Genomic DNA, 13,314 nt, shown 5'->3' on the forward strand with positions numbered 1-13,314 from the left:
CAGTAGTACTGGGTCCCGCTCTTCTCGTTGTCGTGGGCGTTTCCATCACTTTCGCCCCATACGCACCCTTGTTCTACCGTAGATAGGAACGACGCTGCTCATACCCCCGCACCCAGTCATCGAGGTGACGGTCATGACGGAGACCACTCAGCGCAGGAACACCGCTCCCGGTACCAGGACCGGAAAGCAGGACGGGGCCACCACGTCCCAGGGCGGCAGGGGGAGCGGCACTTCCCCCGACGCCCGTGGGAGCACCGCGATCGCGGACACGGTCGTGGCGAAGATCGCGGGTATGGCCGCCCGGGAGATACCCGAGGTGCACAACCTCGGCGGAGGGATGACCAGGGCCTTCGGGGCCGTGCGCCAGCGGGTGCCCGGCGGGGGCAGTGGCGTCACCCAGGGCGTGAAGGTGGAGGTCGGCGAGCGCCAGGCCGCCGTCGATCTCGACCTCGTCGTCGAGTACGGCGCCGCCATCGCCGACACCGCCGCGGATGTCCGGACCAACGTCGTCAACGCGGTGGAGCGGATGACCGGCCTGGAGGTCGTGGAGGTCAACATCGCCGTCGACGACGTGCACCTGCCGGACGAGGAGGAGGGAGAGCCCGAGCAGGAGGGGCAGCGGCGGGTGGCCTGAGAGAGGCCGGTTCTCCCCCTTCAGTTCCCCTCGGTTCGGTTCCCCTTCGAGGGCGTCGCGCGCTTTCTCGGCGACTGGCGCGAGGAGGCCGTGTACACCAACGCGCCCTGACGTGGTCAGGCCGTGCGCTTGCGTGAGGTGGACTTCTTCGCCGTCGTCTTCTTCGCGGTGCTCTTCGCCGCCGTCTTCTTCGTGCCCTGGCCCGACTGCCCCGACTTCGCCGTGGACTTCTTGGCGGCTGTCGTCTTCTTGGCCGCCGTCTTCTTCGCCGTCGACGTCGACTTCTTGCCGCCGGTCTGCTTGGGGGCGGCGCGGGCCGTCTTGCGCTGCGGGAGCGGCTTGACCTCGGCGTGGTCGTCGGCCTCCTCGCCTCGGGACTCGCGGGCCGCGCGGACGCTGCTCTCCAGGGCCGCCATCAGGTCCAGGACCTTGCCGCCCGTCGCCGGTTCCGGGGCCTGGCGCGGGGTCTCGCCTGCGGCCTTCGCGGCGATGACCTCCTCCACGGCCTCGCGGTACTCGTCGCGCAGGTCCTCCAGGTCGACCTCGCCCAGGGTGTCCATCAGGGCGTCCGCCAGGTCCAGTTCCTGGTCGCGGACCGTGACGTTCGTGTCGGGGGCCACGCCCTCGGGGGCGCGGACCTCGTCCGGCCACAGCAGACCATGCATCGCGATGGCCTCGCCGACCACCCGGAGCATGCCCAGGCGTTCCCGGCCGCGCAGGGCGAACTTCGCGATCGCCACCTTGTTGCTGCGCTTGAGGGCCTCACGGAGGAGGGTGTACGGCTTCGCCGCCGGGGCGCCGCTCGCCTGAAGGTAGTACGCGGCGTCCATCTGGAGCGGATCGATCCGGTCGCCCGGGACGAAGGCGACGATCTCGATCGTCTTGGCCGTGGGGATGGGCAGGCTGGAGAGGTCCTCGTCGGTGATCGGGATGATCGTGCCGTCCGCGTCCTCGTAGCCCTTGCCGATCTCCGCCTGGGTGACCTCCCGGTCCTCCAGCTCGCAGAACTTGCGGTAGCGGATGCGGCCGCCGTCCTCGGTGTGGATCTGGCGGAAGGAGATCGAGTGGCTCTCGGTGGCGTTCACCAGCTTGATCGGGATGCTGACCAGCCCGAACGAGATGGCGCCGTTCCAGATGGATCTCACGTGCAGCACCCTTCCGGTCACTCTGGGGAGTGTTTGTCCTGGTTCGCGTGGGATTCTTATCGTATGGCGCCTATCACAGTGGTGGAGGGCCGACGGCTCGCGCTCAGCAATCTGGAGAAGGTGCTGTATCCCGCCACCGGCTTCACCAAGGGCGAGGTGCTGCACTACTACGCGACCGTCGCCGAGGTCCTGCTGCCCCATCTGCGGGACCGGGCGGTGTCCTTCCTGCGGTATCCGGACGGGCCGGACGGCCAGGTCTTCTTCACGAAGAACGTGCCGCCGGGTACGCCCGAGTGGGTCACCACCGCCGAGGTTCCACGGGTCGAGGGGCCCTCGCGAATGGTCCTGGTGCAGGACCTGCCGAGCCTGATGTGGGCGGCCAACCTCGTCACCGAGTTCCACACCCACCAGTGGCTCGTCGACACCCCGGACGAGGCCGACCGGATCGTCTTCGACCTCGATCCGGGGGCGCCGGCGAGCATCGTGCAGTGCTGCGAGGTCGCGCTGTGGCTGCGGGAACGGCTCGCGGACGACGGCATCGAGGCCTACGCCAAGACCTCCGGCTCGAAGGGGCTGCATCTGCTCGCCGCCGTGCGCGGGGCCTCCTCCGAGCGGGTGTCCGAGTACGCCAAGGAGCTGGCCGTCGAGGCGGAGAAGGCCATGCCCCGCCTTGCCCTCCACCGGATGACCCGGAGTCTGCGCTCCGGGAAGGTCTTCGTCGACTGGAGCCAGAACGCCGCGCGCAAGACCACGGCGACCCCCTACACCCTCCGGGCGCGCCCCGAGCCGACCGTCTCGGCCCCGGTGACCTGGGAGGAGATCGCGCAGTGCGAGGCGCCCGCCCGGATGGACTTCGACGCGCGGGATCTCGCCACACGGGTGCGGGAACAGGGCGATCTGCTGGCTCCGCTACTGGATCCGGAGCGGGCCGGGTCGCTGCCGTAGCACCCGGAGCCTCGGGCGTGTCCGCACGGCCCTTGCCCGCACGGCCTCACACCCTCGCCCAAGTCCTCCGGTCCCGGGCCATCGCGTGCAGGGCCTCCACGTCCGCCGGTTTCAGGACGGCGGTGTGGTCGGCCAGGGTCTGGACGTCCGTGTCCGTCAGGACGCGGAGCTCGCGAGGTGGCGTCGGGAGCGACACGGTCGTGGGGCCCAGCAGGGCGAGCACGGGGTGGACCTCCGCCGTCAGGGCGTAGGAGGCGCGGTCGGCGTCGGTGCGAACGCGGCGGAGCAGGGGGTCCGGTTCGCGGCGGCCCAGGGTGACCATGGGGTCGGCGACCGTCACACGGTGCTTGCGCGCGTACAGGCTGTGTACGGCGTACAGCCCGCCGGGGCCGATCAGCAGATGGTGGATGCGACCGCCGCCGGGGAGTGGGAGGGAGTGCAGGGCGTGCCAGCCCGCGCCGTCCAGGCGGTCCAGGGCGTCTCCGACGGCCTGTTCGGCCGCCAGGGCCCGGCGGCGCGGGTCGGGGCGGAGGCGGCGGGCTGGGCCGGGGGCGCGGTCGAGGGCGACGAGGAGGGCCTCGCCGGGGCGGTTGGGGGCCAGGTCGTCGTCGGGGTGGAGCGCCAGGCGGGCGAGTTCGGCGGGGGTCGGCACCGGGGGCGGCCCCACCGTCACCGGGCCGGTGATGAAGGGCCCGAGAGCACGGAGCACGTCGTCCTCGCGGTCCGCGCCGAGCAGGTTGACCCGGGCCGCCTCACGGTCGTACCAGGCGATGTTCCTGCCGTCCGGGAGGCAGACGTACAGCCGTTCCTGGCCGTGTCGCCGGGCCGGTATGACGCGCAGTCCGTCCATGCACCATCACCCCCGACCATGGGAACAGGCGGGGTGCTGCGGGGGCAAGAACCCGGCTACCTTTGAGAGGAGTTGGGCAGGCCCCCGGGCGGTGATGGTGGGGAGGCTTTGTTGCGTACCCGCAGGAAACCCGATGTGCCGGCTCCGGAGAGCCCGTGGAGCGAGGTGGTCCCCGGACTGTGGATGGGCGGCCACGAGTACGCGGGCACCCTGGGCCATCCGGAGTTCGTCGTCGTACGGGACGAGTTCGACCTCGTGCAGACACTGCTGCGGCTGCCCGGACACGGCCCCGATCCGGGCGTCCGGCATCACGTCTGGCCCATTCCCGACGGGCCGCTCGACGGGACGCAGCTCGCCGGGGTGATCCGGCTGGCCGAGGCGGCGTGCGAGGCACTGGACGAGGGCCGCAGGGTCCTCGTTCGTTGTTACCACGGGTACAACCGTTCAGGGCTTGTCATCGCGCACGCGCTGATGCGCCGGGGCGACTCCGCCGAGACGGCGATCCGGCTGATCCGGGACCGCCGCTCGCCCTGGGCGCTGCACAACGAGCTGTTCGTCGAGTACCTGCGGGCCGGGCTGGCCACGGCCCGGCTGCTGGAGGAACTCACCGAGTAGGACGGCACAGGACCAGCACAGCACCCTGCCGGTGCGGCGGCAAACGGGCTCCCTCGCGCGCAAATGGGACTTCCGCGCGAATAGGGTGTACGGGGCCGGCGGGGTCGTGCCCGAGCCGCGTGATCACCCTCGAACCGCAGGAGTGCAGTGCCCCTCAGCCGTCCCGGAGGCCTTCCCGGAAGCCGACCCGGTCAAGCCCTCTGCCGACCCGGTCAAGCCCTCTGCCGACCCGGTCAAGCCCTCTGCCGATCCGGTCGAGCCGCCCGCCGCGCCGCCGCCGCCCGCCGCGCCGTCGTCGTCGCCTTCCTGCTGGCGACCGCCGCGGGCTGCGGGGACACCGGCGGGCTCGAGGGCGCCGGATCGACGCCGACGGCGGTCGGTCCGGCCCGGCTCTGGCCGGAGCAGACGCCCGCGTCCAGCCCGGCCTTCGAGATCGGCGAGGTGAACACCGAGGTGGTCAAGGGCGTCAAAGTCCCCGCCGGTGACGACATCCGCGGCGTGGACCCGGTCGAGGTCGTCCGGGCCGAGATCGCCGCGAGCCCGGGCGACTACGACGGCGGCAAGGCGCCGTACCGCGACACGGCCGGCCGTATGAGCGGCTGCGGCAAGGGCCCCGGGCACGGAAAGTGCCCGGTCCTCAAGCCGTACTACCGGGACCTGACCGGCGACGGGCGCGACGATCTGACGCTGGGCTTCCGGCTGCTGCCCGGCAAGACGACCGCGGTGCGCGTCTACACCGTGGAGAAGCACCGGCTGGTGCAGGTGATGTCGTGGGAGGACGCGCTGAGCGGGGTGGAGCTGGCCGGGCGTTCCCTGGTCATCCGTTCGCCGTCCGAGGTGGCGGGGTACGAGTACCGCCTTCAGTGGACCTGGGACCGGGACCAGCGGGCCATGCTCCTCACCCATGACGAGATGCTGCGCACCGGCCTGCGGAAGCACTCCCGCCACCCGTCCGCCTCCCCCTCGGCGAGCACCGGATGAGACCCACGCTCCCCCAGTGGTCGGGGACGCTCGCCGTGAAGGCCGCCGCCTTCATCACGGTGATGTGCTGCGCGCTGGCCGCCCTGCTCGGCGTCCTGGTGCATGTGCAGGTGACCGACCAGACCGTCGGCCAGGCCCGCGACCAGGCGTTGCAGCGGCTGGAGCAGGCGACGGAGCGGTACGAGGCCGGGGACCCGCTGCGGCGGGGCGCCGCGCTGGATCCCCCGGAGCTGCCCCGGAAGCTGCGGGATCTCGCGGTGGCCGGTGACCGGGGCACCATGGTGGCCGACCGCGAGGGACGCCCCACCATGTGGGCGGCGGGGCCGGCCGACGGCGGGCGGGCCCTGGCCGTGGCGGTGGACTACTCGCAGCAGGCGCGGACCATCGCGGGCCTGGACCGGGCGATCGTGTGGTCGTCGGGGCTGGCGATCGGGGCGACGCTGCTGGTCGGCGCGTTCGCGGTGACGCGGGTGACGCGGCGGCTGCACACCACGGCGCGGGTGGCCCGGCGGATCAGCGCGGGCGACCTGGACGCGCGCGTGAACGACCCCCGGACCGATCCGCGTACGAAGACTCCGGCGCGGCCATCGGACGAGGTGGCCGCGGTCGCCGCCGCGCTGGACTCCATGGCGTCGTCGCTGCAGGGCAAGCTGCTGGCCGAGCAGCGGTTCACGGCGGATGTGGCCCATGAGCTGCGCACACCGCTGACCGGGTTGCACGCGGCGGCCGAACTGCTGCCGCCGGGCCGCCCGACGGAGCTGGTGCGGGACCGGGTCGCGGCACTGCGCACGCTCACCGAGGACCTGCTGGAGATCTCCCGGCTGGACACCGGGCGAGAGCTGTTGGAGCTGGACACGGAGCGGTTGGGGCCGCTGGCCGAGCGGGCGGTGCGGGCCGCGGGGAACGGCACGGAGGTCAGGGTCGTACGGGATGTGTCCGTGGAGACGGACCGGCGGCGGCTGGAGCGGGTGCTCGGGAATCTCGTGGCCAACGCGCACAAGCACGGCCGGGGGCCGGTCGTACTGACCGTGGACGGGCCGGTGGTGACGGTTCGCGACCACGGGGACGGCTTTCCGGAGTACCTGGTGGCGCACGGTCCGCAGCGGTTCCGTACGGAGGGCGGGACCAGGGGGCACGGGCTGGGGCTGACCATCGCGTTGGGGCAGGCCGAGGTGCTGGGTGCGCAACTGCGGTTCGCGAACGCGCCGGACGGCGGGGCGGTGGCGACGCTGAGACTGGCGGTGGAGTGAGAACGCGAGGGCGCTCCTCCTATGGCCCACTGTGACGGGCGGGCCCCAGAGGGCGCTCCTAATGTGGCGATTAGTCAGCTTCGGTCCTTCCGCCCCCACATGGAGGTACTCCCCATGTCTCTGCGCTCCCGCCTCTCCATAGCCACCGTCGCCGCACTCCTCGCCGCCGCTGTCGCCGTGACGCCCGCCGTCGCGGACGACGAGTGGGACACGACGGGTGACACCACGCTGGGCGCCAGCACGATGGGAGGGGACGGACACCACCGCCCCGACGACGACCGGCGCTTCACCCGGGGCATCGTCACGGCGAACACGCTGGCGCTGCGCAGCGCCCCGAACCGCGGCTCGCGGATCATCCGGTTCGCCCACCGGGGCGACATCGTCAAGATCTTCTGCAAGACCCCCGGCCAGACCGTGCAGGGCAATCCGCTCTGGTACCTCCTCGCGGACGGTACCTGGGCCTGGGGCTCGGCCCGCTTCATCGACAACATCGGCCGCGCGCCACGCTGGTGCTGACACTCGGTCACCCAAACACACACAAGACGCACCGTTTGGGTAGGTTCCGGACATGAGCAAGGCCGGAATCACCGTGGCGACGGCGGACCCACCCGCGCCCGCCGTCCGCCCCCTCCCCCGGCGCCGTGGCATCGAGCTCGCCCTGATCGTCGTGGCCGTACTGCTGTCCGTGTACGGCTACTGCGCGGTGGGCCTCGCCCAGCGCGGCGCCCTCCCGCCCGGTGCCGCCGGCTACGGCGCCGGGCTCGGCGTGCTCGCGCTGCTGGCGCATATGGCGGTGCGGCTGCGAGCCCCGCACGCCGACCCCCTTCTCCTCCCCATCGGCGTGCTGCTCAACGGGCTCGGCCTGGTGCTCATCTACCGGCTCGACCTGGAGACCCCGGGCGACCGGGCGGCACCGGCCCAACTGGTGTGGTCGACGCTGGGCGTGACGCTGTTCATCCTGGTCGTCCTGCTGCTGCGGGACCACCGGGTGCTCCAGCGCTACACCTACGTCTGTGTCGTCGCCGTGCTCGTCCTGCTCACGCTGCCGATCCTGTTCCCGGCGGTGAACGGGGCCCGCATCTGGATCCGGGTCGCCGGGTTCTCGATCCAGCCGGGCGAGTTCGCGAAGGTGCTGCTGGCGGTGTTCTTCGCCGCGTACCTGGCCGCGAACCGCAACGCCCTCGCGTACACCGGCCGCCGCGTCTGGAAGTTCCAGTTCCCCACCGGCCGGGTGCTCGGCCCGATCGTCGCCGTCTGGCTGGTGAGCGTCGGCGTGCTGATCCTGGAGCGGGACCTCGGTACGTCGCTGCTCTTCTTCGGCCTGTTCGTCGTCCTCCTCTACGTCGCCACGGGCCGCACCGGCTGGATCGCCGTCGGGCTGCTGCTGGCCGCGCTGGGCGCGGCCGCCGTCGGCAGGCTCGAGCCGCATGTGCACAGCAGGATCGAGACGTGGCTGCATCCGTTCGCCTCGGTCGAGGCGGGCGAGGGCCCGAACCAGCTCGCCCAGTCCCTGTTCGCCTTCGCGGAGGGCGGCTTTCTCGGCACGGGCCTGGGGCTCGGCCACTCGGTCCTCATCGGCTTCGCCATGAAGTCGGACTTCATCCTGGCCACGGCGGGCGAGGAACTGGGCCTGGCGGGCCTGTCGGCCATCTTCGTCCTCTACGGCCTGCTGGTGGAGCGCGGCTACCGGGCGGGCCTCGCGCTGCGCGAGCCCTTCGGCCGGCTGCTCGCGGTGGGGCTCGCCTCGCTCGTGGCGCTCCAGGTGTTCGTGATCGCGGGCGGTGTGACCGGCCTGATCCCGCTGACCGGCATGGCGATGCCGTTCCTGGCGCAGGGCGGCTCGTCGGTGGTCACCAACTGGGCGATCGTGGCGCTGCTGGTCCGGGTGAGCGACTCGGCCCGGCGTCAGCACGACGGGCAGGAGACCTCATGACCCGGCACATCCGGCACGCCGGTCTCTTCTGCGCCCTGCTGCTGGTGGCCCTGCTGCTGAACGCCGCCCGCGTCCAGGTCGTCCAGGCCCCGCTGTACGACGGCCACCCCGCCAACCGCCGCCCGGAGATCGCCCGTTACGAGCAGCCGCGCGGGAACATCCTGGTCGGCGACCGGCCGATCACCGGCTCGAAGGACACCCGCGAGCACCTGCGTTACGAGCGGACCTACGCCGACGGCCCGATGTACGCGCCGGTCACCGGCTTCGCCTCCCAGCTGTACGGCACGACGCTTCTGGAGCACACCGAGGACGGCGTCCTGTCCGGCTCGCACCCGATGCTCGCGCCGTTCCCGCTGTGGAACGACTTCACGCGGGCCCGCAACGCCGGCGGGGACGTCGTGACGACACTCACCCCGGCGGCACAACGGGCGGCGCACCAGGGGCTCGCGGGGCGCAAGGGCGCGGTGGCGGCCCTGGAGCCGTCGACCGGCCGGATCCTGGCCCTGGTGTCCGCCCCGTCCTACGACCCCCAGCCGCTGTCCGGGAACGGAGCGGCGGCGGCCCGGGCCTGGAAGCGGCTGAACTCCGACCGGGACCGGCCGATGCTCAACCGGGCGGTACGGCAGACGTATCCGCCGGGTTCGACCTTCAAGATCGTCACCTTGGCCGCCGCGCTGGACGCCGGCCTGGTCCCGGACCTCGACAAGCCGACCGACTCCCCCGACCCCTACCGGCTGCCCAGTACGAGGACGCGTCTGTCGAACTACGCGAAGGGCTGCGCGGACGCCTCCGTGCGCGAGGCGTTCGTCTTCTCCTGCAACACGGTCTTCGCCCAGTTGGGCGTGGAGGTGGGCGTGCCGGGCATGACGGCGGCGGCCCGGTCCTTCGGCTTCAACGACACAACACTGCGGATCCCCTTCGCGGTGGCGCGGTCAACCTTCGACACCTCGCTGGACCAGGCACAGCTCGCGCTGTCGTCGATCGGCCAGTACAACACCCGCGCCACCCCGCTGCAGATGGCGATGGTGGCGGCGGCCGTGGCGAACGGCGGACAGGTACGGGAGCCCTATCTGGTGGAGCGCACGACCCGGCCGGGCGGCAGCACCCTCGCGACCGCCGGCTCGCGCCCGATCCGCCAGGCGATGACGCCCGCGACCGCCGCGCGGCTGCGCGGGCTGATGCTGGGCGTGGTCAGGAGCGGCACCGGGCGCAACGCCGCGATCCGCGGTGCCAAGGTCGGCGGCAAGACGGGCACGGCCCAGCACGGCATCGGCAACTCCGGCACGCCGTACGCCTGGTTCGTCTCCTGGGCGCAGGGCGATCGCGATCTGCAGCCGCGGGTGGCGGTCGCGGTCGTCGTGGAGGACGCGGACGCCGACCGCGGGGACATCAGCGGGGGCGGCGACGCGGCGCCGATCGCGCGGGCGGTGATGGAGGCGGTACTGAAGTCCCGGGACGGGCTGCCCGGCTCCTGAGACGGCCCTACCGCGGGAGGAGGCTGCCGACCTACCGTTCGGTCATGACTTCTGCCGCAGCCTTCGAACTCGCACAGGTCAACATCGCCCGCCTCAAGGCCCCGCTGGACTCCCCGCAGTTGAAGGACTTCGTCGACGCCCTGGACCCCGTGAACGCGGACGCCGACACCGCCGAGGGTTTCGTGTGGCGGCTGCAGGACGAGTCAGGCGACGCGACGAGCGTGCCCGTCTTCGGTGACTCCTGGCTGATCGTCAACATGTCGGTGTGGCGGGACACGGACGCGCTCACGGCGTACATGTACCAGGGCAGGCACCGGGAGATGCTCGCCCGGCGCCGCGAGTGGTTCGAGCGGGTCCAGGAGGCGATGGTGGCGATGTGGTGGGTCCCGGCGGGCCACCGCCCGACCGTGGCCGAGGCCGAATCCCGCCTCCTCCACCTCCGCACCCACGGCCCGACCCCGTACGCCTTCACCCTGCGCACGTCGTATCCACCCCAGGGGGCGACGTCCCTGCCGGGCGAGGTACCGGAGGGGCTGGGCTGCTCGGTCTAGCGGCGGCGGTCGATGGCGGTGAGGTCGATGTCGAGGGGGAAGGGGACGGTGAGTTCGAGCTTGTCGTGGAAGATGCCGTTGGGGACGTACGCCCTGGTCGCCGGGTCGAGCTCGTAGACGTAGACAACGGGAAGGCCACCGATCTCCTCGACCCGCCAATAGTGGCGGATGCCGGCCTTGGCGTACTTCCGGGGCTTCAGTTCGCGGTCGCGCTCCTCGGAGTCCTCGGACACGATCTCGACGGCGAGGATGACGTCATCGGGATGGACTCGCGTCTTCCGTGGACCTCTGTCCGCGTCGGCCCTGATCACCATCACGTCGGGCTCCGGTCGATCCCGCTCGCTGAGCTTGACGGTGAACTCCCGGAAGACATCCCAGTCGTCCGGGACCTGATCCAGCAGGCGGTGCTCCAGCAGACGCAGGACGCGCATGTGGAACTCGGTCTGTGGACTCATGAAGACGAGACTCCCGTCGATCAGCTCCGTGTGCGGAGGCAGGTTGGGAAGCTCGTCGAGGTCGTCCGCCGTCCAGCCGCCCTCGGGCGGACGAGGCCACTCGTAGTCGTCGTCCAGCCCGTAGTCACGCGCGGCGCTCATGATCGCTCCCATGTGCCGGAGTCTGCCTGGCACAGCCAGCGTACCCAGGGGAATATGCCGATTCGCCCATCGAACGAGTGATCAGCCGTCGAGCTGTTGACCGGCTTGGATCGCCCCCTCCACCTCCGCGACCCGCTCCCGCTCCTCCTCCGCGAACCGCTCGGCGTCCAGCTTCTCGGCGATCTCCTCGTCCTGGGACATCAGCAGGTCGAGGTTGGAGTCGCCCATGTCCAGGACGCCCATGTCGACGTAGGCCTGCTGGAGGCGCTTTCCCCACAGGCCGATGTCCTTGACGCAGGGGACGATGCGGCTGAAGAGGAGTTTGCGGAAGAGGGCGAGGAACTCGGACTGCTCGCTGCAGGCCTCGGCCTCGGCCTTGGGGATCCCGAAGTTCTCCAGCACCTCCACGCCCCGCAGCCGGTCGCGCATGAGGTAGCAGCCCTCGATGACGAACTCCTCACGCTCGCGGAGCTCGGCGTCGGTGAGCTGCCTGTAGTAGTCCCTGAGCGCCATCCGCCCGAAGGCCACGTGCCGGGCCTCGTCCTGCATGACGTACGCGAGGATCTGCTTGGGCAGCGGCTTGTCCGTCGTGTCCCTGATCATGCCGAAGGCGGCCAGCGCCAGGCCCTCGATCAGCACCTGCATGCCCAGGTACGGCATGTCCCAGCGCGAGTCCCGCAGCGTGTCGCCCAGCAGGGACTGGAGGTTGTCGTTGATCGGGTACAGCAGCCCGACCTTCTCGTGCAGGAACCGGCCGTAGATCTCGGCGTGCCGGGCCTCGTCCATCGTCTGGGTCGCCGAGTAGAACTTCGCGTCCAGATCAGGGACGGACTCGACGATCCGCGCGGCACAGATCATGGCGCCCTGCTCGCCGTGCAGGAACTGGCTGAACTGCCAGGAGGCGTAGTGCAGCCTCAGCTCCCCCTTGTCCTTCTCCGTCAGCTTCGCCCAGTGCCTGGTCCCGTAGAGGGACATCGCCTCATCCGGAGTCCCCAGCGGATCGTAAGGATCCACCTCCAGCTCCCAGTCGATCCGCTTCTGCCCGTCCCACTGCTTGTCCTTGCCCTTCTGATAGAGGGCAAGGAGCCGTTCACGGCCATCGTCGTACTCCCAGTTAAAACGGGCCGCGCCGCTCGCCGGCACCCGCCACACAAACTCTTCCGGTTCCTCGGCGTACAGGTCGAAGGTCGGCATGCCTCGCAGGTTCCTACGTGGTAGACGCCGCGTCAACAAGTCGCGCACAGGGGATTGACGAGCTTGCTGACACGCAGTCTCATAAAGAGGACAGTGACGTGTGCACAACGAGGTGGGCAGCCATGACGACCCTGACGGAAGCCGACGCGCTCGACGGCCTGCGCGACGCCCTCGGCCTGCTCAAGGACCGGGAGCAGGTGGCCCAGCGGCTGCTCGACTCCTCCGCCAAGCACTCCTTCGACCCGGACAAGGAACTGGACTGGGACGCGCCCTTCGAGGAGGGCAAGTGGTTCTGGCCCCCGGAGCTGGTCTCCCTCTACGACACCCCGCTCTGGAAGCGCATGGGCGAGGAGCAGCGCATCCTGCTCTCCCAGCACGAGGCGGCGGCCCTCGCCTCCCTGGGCATCTGGTTCGAGATCATCCTCATGCAGCTCCTCGTCCGCCACATCTACGACAAGGCCGCGACCAGCGCACACGTCCGCTACGCCCTCACCGAGATCGAGGACGAGTGCCGCCACTCCAAGATGTTCGCCCGCCTGATCTCCCACGGCGACACACCCTGGTACCCGGTCAGCCGCGCCCACCAGCACCTGGGCCGCCTGTTCAAGACCATCTCCACCACCCCCGGTTCCTTCACCGCCACCCTCCTCGGCGAGGAGGTCCTCGACTGGATGCAGCGCCTGACGTTCCCCGACGAGCGTGTGCAGCCCCTCATCCGGGGCGTGACCCGCATCCACGTGGTGGAGGAGGCCCGACACGTGCGCTACGCCCGCGAGGAACTCCGCCGCCAGATGGTGACGGCCCCGAAGTGGTCCCAGGAGTTCACCCGGGTCACCTCCGGCGAGTTCGCCCGGGTCTTCTCGGTGGCGTTCGTGAACCCGGACGTCTACACGAACGTCGGCCTGGACAAGCGCGAGGCCCTCGCCCAGGTCAAGGCCAGCGGCCACCGCCGGGAAGTCATGCAGAACGGCTCGAAGCGCCTGACGGACTTCCTGGACGACATCGGCGTGCTGCGCGGAGTGGGCCGCCGCCTCTGGAAGTCCTCGGGCCTACTGGCGTAGCACGCGGAGGACGCACCCGCACCCGCCGACTCACGGAAGGGGCCGTGTCGGGGGGTGTCCGCCCGCAGCGGTTGTCGCGTCAAC

The 13,314-nt window shown here is 71.0% G+C and carries 14 protein-coding genes; 10 read left to right on the forward strand and 4 right to left on the reverse strand.

What is annotated here, in order from left to right:
- The first annotated feature begins 133 nt into the window (after positions 1–133).
- A complete protein-coding gene (locus ACWIF2_RS37555; protein WP_454365755.1) occupies positions 134–634 on the forward strand; it encodes an Asp23/Gls24 family envelope stress response protein in 501 nt (166 codons plus the stop codon).
- Positions 635–750: 116 nt separating this feature from the next.
- Here ACWIF2_RS37555 and ku read toward each other — a convergent pair whose 3' ends face one another.
- Positions 751–1,779, reverse strand: a complete 1,029-nt coding sequence (ku, locus tag ACWIF2_RS37560) for a non-homologous end joining protein Ku (protein ID WP_454365757.1) — start codon at positions 1,777–1,779, stop codon at positions 751–753.
- A 63-nt stretch (positions 1,780–1,842) separates the two neighbouring features.
- On the opposite strand from ku, the gene ligD reads away from it, so the two are divergent.
- On the forward strand, positions 1,843–2,724 hold the full coding sequence (gene ligD, locus ACWIF2_RS37565; protein WP_454365759.1) for a non-homologous end-joining DNA ligase: 882 nt from the start codon (positions 1,843–1,845) through the stop codon (positions 2,722–2,724).
- Between the two features lie 46 nt (positions 2,725–2,770).
- On the opposite strand, the gene ACWIF2_RS37570 is transcribed toward ligD, so the two are convergent.
- Positions 2,771–3,574, reverse strand: a complete 804-nt coding sequence (locus tag ACWIF2_RS37570; protein ID WP_454365761.1) for a nuclease-related domain-containing protein — start codon at positions 3,572–3,574, stop codon at positions 2,771–2,773.
- Positions 3,575–3,685: 111 nt separating this feature from the next.
- Here ACWIF2_RS37570 and ACWIF2_RS37575 point away from each other — a divergent pair, with 111 nt between their 5' ends.
- From ACWIF2_RS37575 to ACWIF2_RS37605, 7 genes are all read left to right on the forward strand, one after another.
- Positions 3,686–4,189: a protein-tyrosine phosphatase family protein gene (locus ACWIF2_RS37575; RefSeq protein WP_454365763.1), complete on the forward strand. Its 504-nt coding sequence runs from the start codon at positions 3,686–3,688 to the stop codon at positions 4,187–4,189.
- Positions 4,190–4,495: 306 nt separating this feature from the next.
- Positions 4,496–5,170 carry a hypothetical protein gene (locus ACWIF2_RS37580; RefSeq protein WP_454365777.1) on the forward strand — a complete coding sequence of 225 codons (675 nt, stop codon included), beginning with the start codon at positions 4,496–4,498 and terminating at the stop codon, positions 5,168–5,170.
- On the forward strand, positions 5,167–6,420 hold the full coding sequence (locus ACWIF2_RS37585) for an ATP-binding protein (RefSeq protein WP_454365764.1): 1,254 nt from the start codon (positions 5,167–5,169) through the stop codon (positions 6,418–6,420). Before ACWIF2_RS37580 ends, ACWIF2_RS37585 begins: the two co-directional genes overlap by 4 nt.
- 114 nt (positions 6,421–6,534) lie before the next feature.
- Positions 6,535–6,936 carry an SH3 domain-containing protein gene (locus ACWIF2_RS37590; protein ID WP_454365765.1) on the forward strand — a complete coding sequence of 134 codons (402 nt, stop codon included), beginning with the start codon at positions 6,535–6,537 and terminating at the stop codon, positions 6,934–6,936.
- 52 nt (positions 6,937–6,988) lie between these two features.
- The gene (locus ACWIF2_RS37595) at positions 6,989–8,353 is read left to right on the forward strand and encodes an FtsW/RodA/SpoVE family cell cycle protein (RefSeq protein ID WP_454365767.1); all 1,365 of its coding nucleotides are present in this window, start codon (positions 6,989–6,991) and stop codon (positions 8,351–8,353) included.
- Entirely contained in the window at positions 8,350–9,828 is a 1,479-nt protein-coding gene (locus tag ACWIF2_RS37600) for a penicillin-binding transpeptidase domain-containing protein (RefSeq protein WP_454365769.1), read from the forward strand. Before ACWIF2_RS37595 ends, ACWIF2_RS37600 begins: the two co-directional genes overlap by 4 nt.
- Positions 9,829–9,872: 44 nt before the next feature.
- Positions 9,873–10,379: a DUF3291 domain-containing protein gene (locus tag ACWIF2_RS37605; protein ID WP_454365770.1), complete on the forward strand. Its 507-nt coding sequence runs from the start codon at positions 9,873–9,875 to the stop codon at positions 10,377–10,379.
- On the opposite strand, the gene ACWIF2_RS37610 is transcribed toward ACWIF2_RS37605, so the two are convergent.
- Together ACWIF2_RS37610 and ACWIF2_RS37615 are read right to left on the reverse strand one after the other, a co-directional pair.
- Complete coding sequence (locus ACWIF2_RS37610) at positions 10,376–10,975, reverse strand: Uma2 family endonuclease (protein WP_454365772.1); 600 nt, start codon at positions 10,973–10,975, stop codon at positions 10,376–10,378. The genes ACWIF2_RS37605 and ACWIF2_RS37610 overlap by 4 nt on opposite strands.
- An 81-nt stretch (positions 10,976–11,056) precedes the next feature.
- Complete coding sequence (locus ACWIF2_RS37615; protein WP_454365773.1) at positions 11,057–12,169, reverse strand: ferritin-like domain-containing protein; 1,113 nt, start codon at positions 12,167–12,169, stop codon at positions 11,057–11,059.
- Between the two features lie 122 nt (positions 12,170–12,291).
- Between ACWIF2_RS37615 and ACWIF2_RS37620 the strand changes: the two genes are divergently transcribed.
- Complete coding sequence (locus ACWIF2_RS37620; RefSeq protein ID WP_454365775.1) at positions 12,292–13,230, forward strand: AurF N-oxygenase family protein; 939 nt, start codon at positions 12,292–12,294, stop codon at positions 13,228–13,230.
- Positions 13,231–13,314: the final 84 nt, after the last annotated feature.

The sequence above is a fragment of the Streptomyces sp. NPDC055506 genome, assembly GCF_053643595.1.